The organism is Dethiosulfovibrio salsuginis (assembly GCF_900177735.1).
Taxonomy (GTDB): domain Bacteria; phylum Synergistota; class Synergistia; order Synergistales; family Dethiosulfovibrionaceae; genus Dethiosulfovibrio; species Dethiosulfovibrio salsuginis.
In genome coordinates, this window is sequence record NZ_FXBB01000004.1 from 38,966 (window position 1) to 52,022 (window position 13,057).

Below are 13,057 nucleotides of genomic sequence, written 5' to 3' on the forward strand. Positions count from 1 at the left end.
CTTTTTGATTAGTCTACATGTGAGCATAAAAACTTAATAGCTTTTCCCGTTCTCCTTCCCAGTTATAAGTGGATTGGGTTGCCTTTTTCCCCCTTCGCCCCATTGCGTCCGATTTTTTGGGGTTGTCTAGTATCCAGTTTATCGCTTCTCCTATATGCTTAGGATTTAACGGGTTTACGCATATTCCACATTTTATGGGGAGAACTATGTCCCTCCATAACGGGAAAGAGGATGCTATTACAGGGAGTCCTGCTGCCATGTATTCAAAAAGTTTTATCGGGAGAGCATCGACGTAGTTTATGGTTGGCCTTAACACCACTAGCCCTGCTCTTGATAGGGATAAAATATCCTTTATCTTATCTCTGTCACAGAATCCAAGGTCAACGATTTTTTTCCAGCCAGGGAGGGTTTGGGCCAGGTCTTTTTCTTCTTTGCTTAAAAAAACTCCGGCGAGAAGGAGTTTGCCGTCTACGTATTCCATAGCCTTTATCATCTCAAAGAGTCCACGAACAGCTGATAACCCGCCTATATAACAGACAAACCTTTCTTTGCTGGATGGGTGTTGGATATCCCCTAGCTCCTCTAATATTGGGAAATTATTTACATTCTCAGTTAAGGGGTTTGTTTTGATGAATCTTTTTTTTATGAATGGTGTTGCTGCAACAACTCCGCTAACCTTTTTTGCATAGTAATTTTCCGTCTTTTCTGTTGCGAGCGAGATAAGCTTCCGAAAGAATGGGTGAATCCAGTTTTTGCTTAAAATTTGTCGAGGGACGTCCTCGTGTGCATCATATATTAGTTTCCCGTGTTTCATTAGTTTTTTTGAGAAAAGCAGCAATTCAGGGTCGTGTATGTGGTAAATATCGGCCTTGGTCTCTATGGCTTTATCCACTACGTCAGAAGTAGTTTTCAGTATTCGCCGATATCTGCTCTTCTCTTTTGCTCCCGCATCGATGATGGAAACGTTGTTTTTGTTTTCATGACCTTTTCCATCGGCTACTATTAGCGAGACTTTGTAGCCATTTTGAGCGAGGGAGGAACATTCTTTTATGAAGATTCTTATGTCCTCTCTCGGGTGTGCTGAGGTGATATGGGTTACTTTTTTCATCGGATGTTGCCGTCGAAGACCGGTGATTTTAGTCTTGAGCGAGACGGCTCTCCCTCCTTTTTTAGGGTAATTTGAGTATTTGTCTTTGCTATTTTCACAAGTCTTATGTCTAGTTTTTTAGCGAGGGTACTCCATTCATAGTTTTTTTCCCCATATATCCTTCCCTTTTCACCCATCTTAATAAGCTCGGATCTAGTTGCCTTTGAAATATTTCGTAGCAGGGCAGGTAGTTCTTTTAGTGAATTTACTTTGAATCCTGCGTGAGATTGATCTAGTGGGTTTGCTGCGCACCTCCCTATCATGGCGATAGGTTTTCCTGCTTTATGATAATCCGCTATTTTGTTGAGGCTTATTCCGTACCTGTAAATTGGTGATGGTTGAAGCATTACTAGTAATACATCGAAATTGGAAAGTTTCTCGGATAAGATCTTTTTGGGAACCGGGTTGTGGAAGACCATGTTTAAATTTAGCTTAGCAGCCAGCCTTTTTATTTCTTCCTTTTGAGGGCCGTCTCCTATGATATGGAACTGAAAAGATCTGACTATTTCCTTAGGAGTTTTCTTTAGGCCCTTCATCAATTCTAGTACGCCGTTTGCTTCTCCTAAGCTACCAGAGTAGCCTATTTTTATAGGTGAAGATATATTTTTATTTAGGGTGTTTTTTTGAGAAAAAACGAGATCGCTTCCGTTTGTTATCCATAGAAATTTGCCCTCTGGTAAGTGGAATTTGGATTTGTAGTAGGTTTTCATCAGTGGGGCGGTTGTAATTATAGTCGAAGATGACTTTGACAGGACTTTGTCTAGCAGGCTAAAGAAGATAACAATAGGGTGTCGGGAGGGTATTTTCCCAAGTTCTACCAATGTTAGTGGCCAGAGATCCCTTACCTCGTATATAAAAGGGACCTTGTGTATTTTCGCCAATATCAATCCTGCCAATGCCGCCAAAGGATGGACGGTGGATCCGATTATCACGTCAGGTCTTTTTAGTGTGGGGGTATTCTTTAGCTTCGATATAGTTTTTAGCATAAAAATAATCATACTCCATACTCGTCCTAGCGAACTACTGCCCTTGTATTTAGGCGTCGGGATGCTGTAAAAAAGAACCCCGTTGTATTTTGTTTTTATAGGGTTATGGATATGTTTTTTCTCTTTGAAGGGTAGCATAGGACCTAGATGATCAAATGTTCCGTTAATTATGGTCGTGTTGTGTCCTAGCTTCTTTAATTCCTTGGCGAGGTTGTAGTGTCGAGTGCCTCCTGGGACTATAGGTAGGCGAGCATGATGGTTTATCCACCATATCTCCATTTTTCGATTCTCCCCTCTCTGGGCTATCTGTTTCTCTTGCTGGGAAGTGCGGTAATTTCTTTTGCCGGAACCCCAACGGCCACGGCGTTTCCCGGCAGGTCCGCTATCACCGCTCCGCCAGCTCCTACGGTGGTCCAGGGGCCTACGGTGGTTCCTGGGACGGCGCAGCTCCCTATGCCCATGAAGGCCCCCCTGCGGAGTGATACGTTTCCAGCTAGGTGACACCCTGGAGCTATGTGGACGAAGTCCTCCAGCACGCAGTCGTGGTCCACCGTGGCACCGGTGTTTATTATGACGTGGTTTCCGACGGTGGAGTCGGGCTGTACCACCGCTCCGGCGAATATGGCCGTGCCTGGTCCGATCTTTACGGAGCCGTCTATCACGGCAGATGGGTGTATGGCGCTTATCCATTCGACCTCGTCGAGCCTGGTGGCGATCTTTTCCCTGATGTGGTTTATGCCTATGGCTATTATGGCTTTGGGGTTCTTTTTCCCCCTCAGGCTGTCTATGGGGCCAGTTACTTCAACCCCTGACAGATAGGAACCCCACAGAGATCTATCGTCGTCTAAAACCGCCTCGACCTCCAGGCCCATGGCCCTGATGGTAGAGATAACCACCTTGCCGTGTCCACCGGCTCCTAGGACGTATATTCCGCTCATCTTTTGCCCTCGAAGGGCGGCATGGTGGCGTGGCCTCCTGAGCTTATGCCCTGCCTTTTGAACACCGCTCCCACCGTTTTTGCCAGTATCCTCAGGTCCAGCTCGATGGACCAGTTGTCCACGTACCATACGTCTAGGGCGAATTTCTCCTCCCAGGAGAGGGCGTTTCTGCCGTTGACCTGGGCCCAGCCGGTTATCCCGGGTCGAACACGGTGTCGTCTGGCCTGCTCTTTGCTGTAGAGGGGCAGGTATTCCATCAGGAGGGGCCTTGGGCCAACCAGGCTCATGTCGCCTTTAAGGACGTTCAGCAGCTCCGGCAGTTCGTCCAGGCTGGTGCTCCTCAGGAGCTTGCCGAAGGCGGTGAGCCTTATCTCGTCGGGCAGGAGGTCGCCTTTTTTGTCCCTGCCGTCGGTCATGGTCCTAAACTTGAGCATATAGAAGGGCTTTCCGTTCAGCCCCGGTCGCTTCTGCCGAAACAGCACAGGCCGCCCCAGCTTAACGGCCACTGCCAGGGCGGTACACAGTAGGACCGGCGACAGGGCAACCAGTCCCATCAACGATAGAACGACGTCCAAAGCCCTCTTGAACGGATCTTTCAAAGAGCGGTGTCTTTTCACCTTTTAAGGGTGTCCTTTACGGTCTGTATGACCCTGTTCTGCTGCTCTTCGGTCATGGCCGTTCCTGAGGGGAGGCATAGGCCGTTTTGGAAGAGCCTGTCGCTGACGGTGTCTCCTTCGCCGTGGGAGGCGTAGCCACAGCCTTCGAAGACCGGCTGTAGGTGCATGGGCTTCCATACAGGGCGGCTCTCGATGTTTTCCTCCGCCAGGGCCTTCAGGACGTCCATGGCCGATACGCCCGCTTTCTCTGGGTCTATGGTCAGGGAGGTTAGCCACATGGAGGATCGGCATCCCTCTGTCTCGGGCATTAACTTAAATCCAGGAAGATTCCCTAGGGCCTCTCTGTATCGGTCGTATATGGCCCTTTTAGCCTCGACCCGCTCCTCCAGATGGAGCATCTGTCCCCTGCCTATGGCGGCAAGGACGTTGCTCATTCTGTAGTTGTAGCCTATCTCGGTGTGCTGATACCACGGGGCCTGGTCCCTGGCCTGGGTCGCCCAGAAGAAGGCTTTGTCCCTGGATTCCTGGTCGTCCATGAGGAGCATTCCTCCGCCGGAGGTGGTTATTATCTTGTTGCCGTTGTAGGACAACACCGAGTAACGGCCGAAGTTGCCGCATTTTTTGCCCCGGTAGTCCGCTCCCAGTGCCTCCGCCGAGTCCTCCAGAACCGGTATGTCGTGGCGATCGAAAATGGGCATGAGCTCGTCCCACTTCGGGGCCTGTCCGTAGAGCTCCGCCACTATGGCCGCTTTGGCGGTCTTGCCCTGGGAGGCTAGGTCCTCTATGGCTCTGTTTAGGGCCTGAGGGGACATGTTCCAGGTGTCCTCGTCGGAGTCGACGAAGTAGGGTTCGGCACCTAGGAACTTGACCGGAGTCACCGAGGCTATGAAGGTCAGGGAGGAGCAGAGGACTATATCTCCAGGCCCCACTCCCAGTAGCCTGAGCCCCAGGTGAAGGGCGGCGGTGCCGGAGCTGAGGGCCAGGGCCTTGGGCCTTCCTATGTAGTCGCAGGTTTCTTCCTCGAAATGGTCCACCTGAGGACCTAGAGGGGCTATCCAGCCCGAGTCGAAGGCCTGGTGTACGAATTTAAGCTCGTCTCCGCTCATGTGAGGAGGCGAGAGTATTATCCTTTCCTTGTCTGCCATGAAGCCACCTTCTTAAAAGGGATTGTGTTAGCTATCGATTATTCTATCACGCTTTTACGTCCAGGTGACCGTGGATGACTATCGGTCTGCTGGGAGGGGGAGCGACTTTTTTGTCTTCCTTTTCCTCCGGTTCCTGTTCGTCTTTTTCCTGCTCCTGGGGCTCATCTTCGTGCCCTTTTTGCATCTGCTGTTCCAGTTCCTCCTGCCAGTCCCTGTTTCCCTCTCTTCCGTCTTTTTCCCGTCTCTCAACCTTTCTCATCTTTACCGGAGCCACCGATCCCACCGGCGCTACTTTTCCGAAGTCGCTCATCTCTACCCCTCCTCTTTACAGGTCTTTTTTATTTCATCGTCTGCTTTGTGGCTGAACTGTAGTTGCCCAGTTTAGTTTATCTCGGTTCACGGATTCAGATATTTTGTATCTGAGATCAGAGGTTGTTTCGGTATTGACAAGGGTTTTTTGCTGGCCTTATATTTTGCGGTCTTTTGTGTCAATAAACCTATTGACATGCCGAGTTTATAAGGTAGACTTTCTATATAAAACTAGGCTAGGAGGTTTTTTGATGAGACAGTCACCGCTGAAGGTAACTTCCGAGATAGGCCGACTCCGTTCGGTGTTGCTCCACAGACCTGGTAGAGAGATTGAGAACCTCACCCCCGACCTTATGTCCCGGCTGCTTTTCGACGATATACCCTATCTGGAGGTGGCTAGACAGGAACACGACGCCTTCGCCAAGATCCTCACCGATAAGGGCGTCGAGGTGCTTTACCTTGAAAACCTCATAGCCGAGGCTATCGTGGACGACGAGATTAAAAAGAACTTCGTCGACGAGTTTCTGTCCGAGGCTGGAATACCGGGCAAGGGAACCAGGGATAACCTGAGGGATTTCTTTTTGAGCCTGGATCCCCGCTCTATGGTGGACTGGATGATGTCCGGCGTCCGTCGGTCGGAGCTTAAAGGTAAAGGGGACCATCCCCTTTCCCTTGCTGACAGGTTGGACAGCCATAACCTTTTCGCCGTCGATCCTCTGCCTAATCTCTACTTTACCAGAGATCCCTTCGCGACCATAGGCACCGGAATAACCTTAAACCACATGAGGACGGAAACCAGAAACCGCGAGACTCTGTTCGCCAAGTATATCTTCGAGTATCACCCCAGGTTCAAGGACTGTGCCATTCCCTTCTGGTTCGACCGGGACGAAAAGACCTCTCTGGAGGGAGGGGACGAGCTTATCCTGAGCCCCGAGGTTCTCGCCATTGGGGTGTCCCAGAGGACCGACGCGGCGTCGGTGGAGACTTTCGCAAACAGGATACTCCGGGAGGACGAAAGTTTTAAGACGGTTTTAGCCTTCAACATCCCCAAAAAGAGGGCCTTTATGCACTTGGACACTGTGTTCACCATGGTGGATCGGGATAAGTTCACCATCCACCCGGAGATAGAGGGGCCGTTGCAGGTTTTCTCCATCACCAGAGGTGCTAAGGGGCTGGAGATAGAGGAGATGACCGCCACCCTGGAGGAGATCCTTAAGTCCACCTTGGGCCTGGACGACGTGACCTTGATCCGCTGTGCCGGAGGAGATCCCATAGACGCCCCCAGGGAGCAGTGGAACGACGGGTCCAATACCCTGGCCATAGCCCCCGGCGAGGTGGTGGTCTATTCCAGAAACCACTCCACCAATCGGCTGTTGCAGGAGTACGGAATAGTGACCCACACTATGCCCAGCTCGGAGCTGTCCAGGGGCCGTGGGGGCCCTCGTTGTATGAGCATGCCTTTGGTGAGGGACGAACTTTAGTTTTTGTTTTGATGGTCTGCGTTTTTTTAGTATAATTCGTTCAGATGGAAGGATTTCCGAAGGAGGTTTTCCTGATGGACGTAGCAGATCGAGCTAGGGAGTTGTTGTTGGATCTTTGCGCCATAAAGAGCGTTTCCGGTTCGGACCAGGAGGATGCGGCGGCGGAGTTTATATTTTCCCTGTTGGGGAGGTTTCGGTGTTTCTCCCGAGATGGTTCGGCCCTGAGGTTGGTGGAATGTGGGGGCAAGAAGGCGGTTTTCGCCTATATGGCCTGTCCGTCGTCCTCTGTGACTGTGGGGCTTACGGGCCATTTCGACGTGGTCTCGCCGGCGGTCTACAGGGATCTGGCCCCTCTGGCTTTCGATCCTGGGGCATTAGGTTTGGCTCTGGCTGGCAGGGATTTGCCCGAGTCGGTTCGGTCCGATCTGGAGGCGGGCTGGCTGTTCGGCCGAGGGGCCGCCGACATGAAGTGCGGTCTGGCGGTGTTTTTGGCCCTCATGGAGAGATGGGATTCGGTGGGGGCTCCCTGTAACGTGGCCTTTTTGGCGGTTCCCGACGAGGAGAATCTCTCTTTGGGCATGAGAGGGGCCTTGCCCGAGGTGGCTGAGTTCTTCAGGGAGAGGGGCATATCCCCGGCCTGTTGGGTCAACGGCGAGCCCACCGTGGGGGCCAAAGGGGCCCAGTGGCCCGTGCACAGGGGGTCTATCGGTAAGGTTATGGGGTTCGTCCTGTCCGTAGGTGTCGGATCTCACGTCGGGGAGTTTTTCAAGGGGGTCAGCGCGGTTCAGATCGCCGGTCAGATAAACGCCCACCTGGAGGGCTCTCCCCAGTCGTCCGATTCGATAAAGGGCAGGGCCCTTCCTCCCGCTGCCTGTCTGGGTTTTGACGCCCTGAGGGACGGCTATTCTGTGACCCTTTTCGATAAGGTGATGGCCCGTTATAACCTGCTTTACTGGTCCCGTTCCTCCGAGGATCTGCTGGATATTTTGAAGAAGTCCGCCACCGAGGGGCTGGCTCGGGCGATGGATATGACCTCCTGGTCCGCAAGGAAGCTGGGGGAGAGTCTGCCCTTTTCCAGAGGCAGGGTCCTTACTCTGTCCGAGCTTCGTGATATAGCAGGGGACGTTCCCCTTGGGGAGGGGGAGGGTTCGCCGGTCGATCGGGCGGCTCGGTGGGTGCTGGATATGCTGGACCGTAGCGGCCTCGAGGGACCTCTGGCAGTGGTGGGCTTTTTGCCTCCCTGGTATCCCCCTAAGAGGCCCGGCTTTTCCATGAGGGACGAGGCACTGGACAGGGCGCTTAAGGGGGTTTTCTCCCTGGTGTCCGATCGGGGGTACGATCCGGTAAGGGAGGATATCTTCGAGGGTATCTCCGACCTGAGCTATCTGGGTTCCGCCGGGGATTTGAATTCGGTCTCCACCTTGACGGAGAACATGGCGGGATGGGGCGATCTCTACTCGGTTCCACTGGAGGCAATGGAGTCGGTGGATGCCCCGGTCTGCAACCTCGGCCCCTTCGGCAAGGACGTACACAAGGCCACAGAGAGGCTCGAGCCGACCTTTGCCTTCTCCGTCCTGCCCGACCTGGTGGAACGGCTTCTGACCGACCTTGCAAGATAAAACACCGAAGAGCCTGCCCTAAGGGCAGGCTCTTTGGATAGGTCTTCAAAATCAGCATAGACCATTTTTACGTTGTATAGGTTCCATATGATCGCTAAAACAGTCGTTGCACGTGCCCGGAAAGGCCTCCGTCAATTGTCTACAGATGTCTTCGTCGTCTCGGAATACGGTCATCCAAATGCTCCAATATCCGCTTTTCTTTGCTATGTCAATCAAAAATTTTTTAAATATGTCAATGCTTTTTTGGTCTATTTCTTTAAGTTGTTCTCTTTTCTCTGTTGCTATGTCCCAAATATCTTTTCTGTGTAGCCATCGGAGATCTGTAGACTTTCCGTTGTTTGCCGTCGGTATTTTGTCGAGTCCCACTAGATGAATTAACCTTTTCGCCTTTTCGATTATATCTGGAGGCATTTTTTTGTTTGGCGAGACTAAGCCGCCTTCCGAGTATTCAATTGCTCTAAAGGTGTTATCTCGGTCGGGCCATAGGCAGTCGTCCCGTGGTGTTTCCTGGTTCGATTTTGTCGAATTACAGTTGGAGCAGGCAAGCAAAAAATTGTTCCAGTCCAGCTCCCGTCTTTTCATTTCATCTGCTGATATTACAGCTGTTTTTTTCGGTAAGACGTGTTCTACCGCTAGGCAGGATTCTAGCTCTACCTCGCAATATGAACAGTACTCACCTAATCTTCCTATTAAGTATATTTTTGCATCCCCATATGTTTTAAACTCAATAAAGCCTTTTGAGCTTTGAGGACGTTTTCCTCTTACAACCGGTCGCATTGTGACTACTCCCCTTTTTCTTCGTCTGGTGAGGTTATTCCCGCTGCTATCCGTTCGGCCTCTAGAAAGGCGTAATAGGCTATATTTTCGCTAAAGGGGGCTGCTAACCGGTCGAGTTCCTCCTTGAGCTCCTTTTTATGGGCTTCATCGGTGTTCTTCGCCTGTCGCAGTATTTTATAGTATTTTTGGGCGGCATCGTACATTTTCTGGTGTCGCTCGCTTCTTTGAGGAATATCGATTCCCATTATATCCTCGACTATGTCCTCTATAGATCTGTTGGAGTAGGGGGCCTTTGTGCCTGGAGCGGCTTCGTTCCAGCCATAGCAGGACTTTTCTTCTATGTTTTCCGTGTCGTCGAGGTCTATGACCTGTCCAGGTTCGAGGGACTGTATTATAAACGGTGAATGTGTCGTGGCTATGAACTGCAGTTTCGGGAAAGCTTCTTGAAGGTCCGATACGACCCTTCTTTGCCATTTGGGATGTAGGTGCAGGTCTATTTCGTCGATCAACACGATTCCCTCTATCCTCGCAGTTACCCCTTCTTCCATGTGAGGGTTTAATCTTGATGCACGATGAGCTATGTCTGCGACCATAGCAACCATATTGCGATATCCGTCCGATAGAAGGCCAAAGGGCATAGGTCCCTCGTCTGTTACTATGATTAGCTCGTCCATTTCTATGTCGTGGTAAAAATCTGTGGCATTTGGGATACACTTCAGTGCAGCTTCTTTAACCGCTTTCATTCCGCTGGAAGGGGTTTTTTTCTGGAGTGCTACCAATGTCCGTTTTTTGAACCATTCTTCAAAAGCCTTCTGATCCGATTTAGGGTCGAGACAGAACCTATAAGCATCTAAGCGAGAGCCAGGTTTTTCCGTTTTTATATTTCTGTGTATATCCCATAGGCGTCCTGAGCCGTAGTACAGGTAGAGAGGTAGGTCCACCGGTTCGCCTTTTACGGTTTTTTTTCGGTCCTGAACCCCTATGGAGACTATGTTTTTGGCCTTTCCACCTCTATCGCCTAATTCTCTTATCCAATTGACCCTTTTGCCCCTGATAGTGGCCTCGGCTTTTATGAAAACGTCTTCTTGGGGTTCAAGGTTTAGTTGTCCGTCTGTCTCTATCGGTAATAGATGGGCATCGCTTTTTTTGACGGTGCTTTGGCCGGTTTTTATTCTTGATCCTTGAAAATATGTTCCTAGCATTATGGCTATAGCATCCAGAATAGTCGTCTTTCCCTTGCCGTTTTCCCCTACGAGGACGGTCATTTTAGGATGAAAGCAGAAGCTACCCTTTTTGTAGCGTCTGAAGTTATTTAGGGTTAAGTTTGACAGCATTTTAACCGCCTCCTCGACCATAAGGTCATATTCTAAGCTATGCGTATATCATAAGACCAACATTTGATAAAAACAATGAATATAAGGAGGTGTTGCCCAGCTGATCAGCTGTTCCTGTGCTCCTCCTTTTGGTAAATGGATAAACACTATTCCTCCGCTAGCTTCGGGGCGGCTGTTCCCCGGCTTGTACGGTTTAGGCAGATCTCAAAGGGGATTCTCCCCTCACGGAGCGACTGGCGAACGAAGATGTTGAGCGCCGTAGTCAGGTTCATTCCCAGTTCCCCGAAGAGGATCTCCGCCTGAGCTTTTATCTCCGAATCCATACGGATAGTTATGTTTGTGGTCTTCCCAGCCATGAAATCGCCTCCTCGTGATATAGCCCTATAATAGGTCTTCTGCACCGTAAACACAATGCGTGGCACTGGAGTGTTCTTTGCTCCCATGAGTGGTATAATTTAGACGAGGATAGTTTATATCGATGCCCCGAAGGCATCTTTATTACTAGGGAGGAGGTCAGGCTTCGGCTTGGTCTCCTCCCATTTACTGTGTAGCAGTAGCACCTCTGGAAACTCTGATCCTCCGAGGCGGTTCGTACAGAACAGGCAGGTCGAGTATACGATTGGGCCAGGGCGTAGGCGGGATGGTCTCTTCAAGGGGACTCGAAGGTGAGCTTTTAGAGATTCCCTGTGGCTTTGTACATCGACCACAATCGGTAGATTGCAAAACTCTCCCTTGACAGATCCTAAGTCCGATGTATAATGTCCCTCAAGTTGCATATGGCTAAAGGCGATGAACCGGAAGCCCATAGGACTGAACGCGTACGACCAGAGAGAAGCCTCCGTCGGCTGGAAGGGGCTTTGGACGCTGTCTTTTGGGATAAGGCCCGGCGAGCTGGAACCGAAAGGCCTTTGGGCTGGAGTAGGTCTCCCGGTTGACCTCCGTCAGAGGGTTGGAGCGGGACGTTTTACGTCCAAGCAGGGTGGTACCGCGGGTATATAACGACCCGTCCCTACATAGGGGCGGGTCGTTTTTTGTATCTGGGGGCCTCCCCTTGGCGTAGGGTCCAAGCAGGGTGGTACCGCGTGCCTACAACAGAGGCTCGTCCCTGACCGGGGCGGTCTCTGTTTTTTTATTCTGACGACCTTTAGTTGGTCACCGTTTTGCAGAGGTGGTGTGTTTATGAGTAACATGGTTTGGAACGGTTGCGATGTGGTGGAGCTGGCGAGCAGGTTTGGGACCCCTCTTTACGTTATGTCGGAGAACGAGATACGGTCTCGCATGAGGCGGCTAAAGGACTGTATGGCCAAAGGTAACGATAACACCCAGGTTCTCTACGCCGGTAAGGCTTTTTTGACCATGGCTATGTGTCGGATGGTCCAGTCCGAGGGCCTCGGCCTCGACGTGGTCTCCCCGGGGGAGCTGCACACCGCGCTTAAGGCGGGCTTCCCCGCCGAGAGGATCTATTTCCACGGCAACAACAAGACCGAGGAGGACCTCGCAATGGCCCTGGACTGCGGGGTTGGCCGTTACGTTGTTGACAGCGAGGACGAGATGGTCCTTCTAGGTGAGATGGCCCGGTCCAGAGGCAAGGTGGCGTCGGTGCTGTTTCGGCTGGCCCCTGGGGTGAGCGGCGATACCCATCGCTATATCCAGACAGCCCACACCGACTGTAAGTTCGGTATGCCCCTTCTGGGCCAGGGGCTGAGGCGGTGCGTCTCGGCGGCCATGGCCGACTCTGGGCTGGACCTTTTGGGCTTTCACTTCCACGTGGGATCCCAGCTCATGGAGAACCGGGCGTATCTCGAGGCCCTGGAGGTCCTAGGGGACCTGATGGTCACCTTGAGGGACGAGGTTGGGTTCGAGGTTCGAGAGCTGAACGTAGGCGGTGGGATCGGCATATCCCACGGTCAGGGCCCCGAGGTCGACGTGGAGGCTTACCTAGGCGGCATATTGGAGAGGGCGAAAGGTGTCTGTGAGGCTCGGTCCCTTGCCCTTCCCAGGCTGGTGATAGAGCCAGGGCGATGGATAGTGGGGCCCGCCGGTGTAACCCTCTATTCGGTGGGGACGGTGAAGGAGATTCCCGGGATCAGGACCTACGTCAGCGTCGACGGCGGCATGGCGGATAACCCTAGGCCCTCTCTCTACGGGGCGGTCTACCGTTGTGAGCTGGCGAACAGGATGGACGAGGAGGCCGATTCGGTGGTGACCGTAGCGGGGCGGTGTTGCGAGTCAGGGGATATACTGATAAAGGACGTGTCCCTTCCTAAGCCTAAAAGGAACGATATTATCGCCGTTATGGACACAGGGGCCTACAATTTCTCCATGGCAAGCGGCTACAACCGGCTGAGGCGTCCGGCGGTGGTCCTCATAAAAGACGGTCAGGCCCGGTGCATAGTCCAGCGTCAGTCATTCGACGATCTGGTGCAGGGAGAGGTCATCCCCGAAGATCTTGTTTAGGGACTCTCTAAACACGCTGATCCTCGGAGAGATCGTCCCGACGTAGCCCATTTGAGCCCGTATAGTCGACATGCCGTCGTGTAGTACGGATGGGGCGACAGGACGTCGCCCCAAGCCGAGGGGGCACAGGACGTGCCCTCCGAGGCGGTTCGTACGGAACAGGCAGGTCGACTATACGATTGGGCGAGACAGGGCGTAGGCGGAACGATCTCTCCGAGGGGACTCTAACATGAGTTTCTAGAGATAC

The 13,057-nt window shown here is 52.0% G+C and carries 13 protein-coding genes; 4 read left to right on the top strand and 9 right to left on the bottom strand.

The features are described from left to right. Positions 1–13: 13 nt before the first annotated feature. The 6 genes from B9Y55_RS02835 to B9Y55_RS02860 are packed head-to-tail and all read right to left on the bottom strand — an operon-like array spanning position 14 to position 5,143. Complete coding sequence (locus B9Y55_RS02835) at positions 14–1,108, bottom strand: glycosyltransferase (RefSeq protein WP_085543847.1); 1,095 nt, start codon at positions 1,106–1,108, stop codon at positions 14–16. After that, positions 1,105–2,412, bottom strand: coding sequence for a glycosyltransferase family 4 protein (locus tag B9Y55_RS02840; RefSeq protein WP_085543848.1), 1,308 nt, complete (start codon positions 2,410–2,412; stop codon positions 1,105–1,107). The genes B9Y55_RS02835 and B9Y55_RS02840 overlap by 4 nt, the downstream gene beginning before the upstream one ends. Positions 2,413–2,435: 23 nt before the next feature. After that, positions 2,436–3,071 carry an acetyltransferase gene (locus B9Y55_RS02845; RefSeq protein ID WP_085543849.1) on the bottom strand — a complete coding sequence of 212 codons (636 nt, stop codon included), beginning with the start codon at positions 3,069–3,071 and terminating at the stop codon, positions 2,436–2,438. After that, positions 3,068–3,670 (bottom strand): sugar transferase, encoded by a 603-nt coding sequence (locus B9Y55_RS02850; RefSeq protein ID WP_085543850.1) that lies wholly within the window; start codon positions 3,668–3,670, stop codon positions 3,068–3,070. The genes B9Y55_RS02845 and B9Y55_RS02850 overlap by 4 nt, the downstream gene beginning before the upstream one ends. Before the next feature lie 14 nt (positions 3,671–3,684). Further along, a complete protein-coding gene (locus B9Y55_RS02855; RefSeq protein WP_085543851.1) occupies positions 3,685–4,833 on the bottom strand; it encodes a DegT/DnrJ/EryC1/StrS family aminotransferase in 1,149 nt (382 codons plus the stop codon). A gap of 46 nt (positions 4,834–4,879) precedes the next feature. Further along, positions 4,880–5,143 carry a hypothetical protein gene (locus tag B9Y55_RS02860; protein WP_085543852.1) on the bottom strand — a complete coding sequence of 88 codons (264 nt, stop codon included), beginning with the start codon at positions 5,141–5,143 and terminating at the stop codon, positions 4,880–4,882. A 250-nt stretch (positions 5,144–5,393) separates the two neighbouring features. Between B9Y55_RS02860 and arcA the strand changes: the two genes are divergently transcribed. Together arcA and B9Y55_RS02870 are read left to right on the top strand one after the other, a co-directional pair. Next, positions 5,394–6,623, top strand: coding sequence for an arginine deiminase (arcA, locus tag B9Y55_RS02865; RefSeq protein WP_085543853.1), 1,230 nt, complete (start codon positions 5,394–5,396; stop codon positions 6,621–6,623). A gap of 74 nt (positions 6,624–6,697) precedes the next feature. Then, positions 6,698–8,242, top strand: a complete 1,545-nt coding sequence (locus B9Y55_RS02870; RefSeq protein ID WP_159448210.1) for a M20/M25/M40 family metallo-hydrolase — start codon at positions 6,698–6,700, stop codon at positions 8,240–8,242. A 51-nt stretch (positions 8,243–8,293) separates the two neighbouring features. Here the strand turns inward: B9Y55_RS02870 and B9Y55_RS02875 are convergent, their stop codons facing one another. The 3 genes from B9Y55_RS02875 to B9Y55_RS02885 form a co-directional block, all read right to left on the bottom strand. Next, positions 8,294–9,019: an HNH endonuclease gene (locus B9Y55_RS02875; RefSeq protein WP_085543855.1), complete on the bottom strand. Its 726-nt coding sequence runs from the start codon at positions 9,017–9,019 to the stop codon at positions 8,294–8,296. Positions 9,020–9,024: 5 nt separating this feature from the next. Continuing rightward, complete coding sequence (locus tag B9Y55_RS02880) at positions 9,025–10,353, bottom strand: AAA family ATPase (protein ID WP_159448211.1); 1,329 nt, start codon at positions 10,351–10,353, stop codon at positions 9,025–9,027. Between the two features lie 146 nt (positions 10,354–10,499). Then, positions 10,500–10,709: a type II toxin-antitoxin system RelB/DinJ family antitoxin gene (locus B9Y55_RS02885; protein ID WP_085543857.1), complete on the bottom strand. Its 210-nt coding sequence runs from the start codon at positions 10,707–10,709 to the stop codon at positions 10,500–10,502. Between the two features lie 433 nt (positions 10,710–11,142). On the opposite strand from B9Y55_RS02885, the gene B9Y55_RS02890 reads away from it, so the two are divergent. After that, on the top strand, positions 11,143–11,352 hold the full coding sequence (locus B9Y55_RS02890) for a hypothetical protein (RefSeq protein ID WP_085543858.1): 210 nt from the start codon (positions 11,143–11,145) through the stop codon (positions 11,350–11,352). A gap of 180 nt (positions 11,353–11,532) precedes the next feature. Further along, a complete protein-coding gene (gene lysA / locus B9Y55_RS02895; protein ID WP_085543859.1) occupies positions 11,533–12,810 on the top strand; it encodes a diaminopimelate decarboxylase in 1,278 nt (425 codons plus the stop codon). Positions 12,811–13,057: the final 247 nt, after the last annotated feature.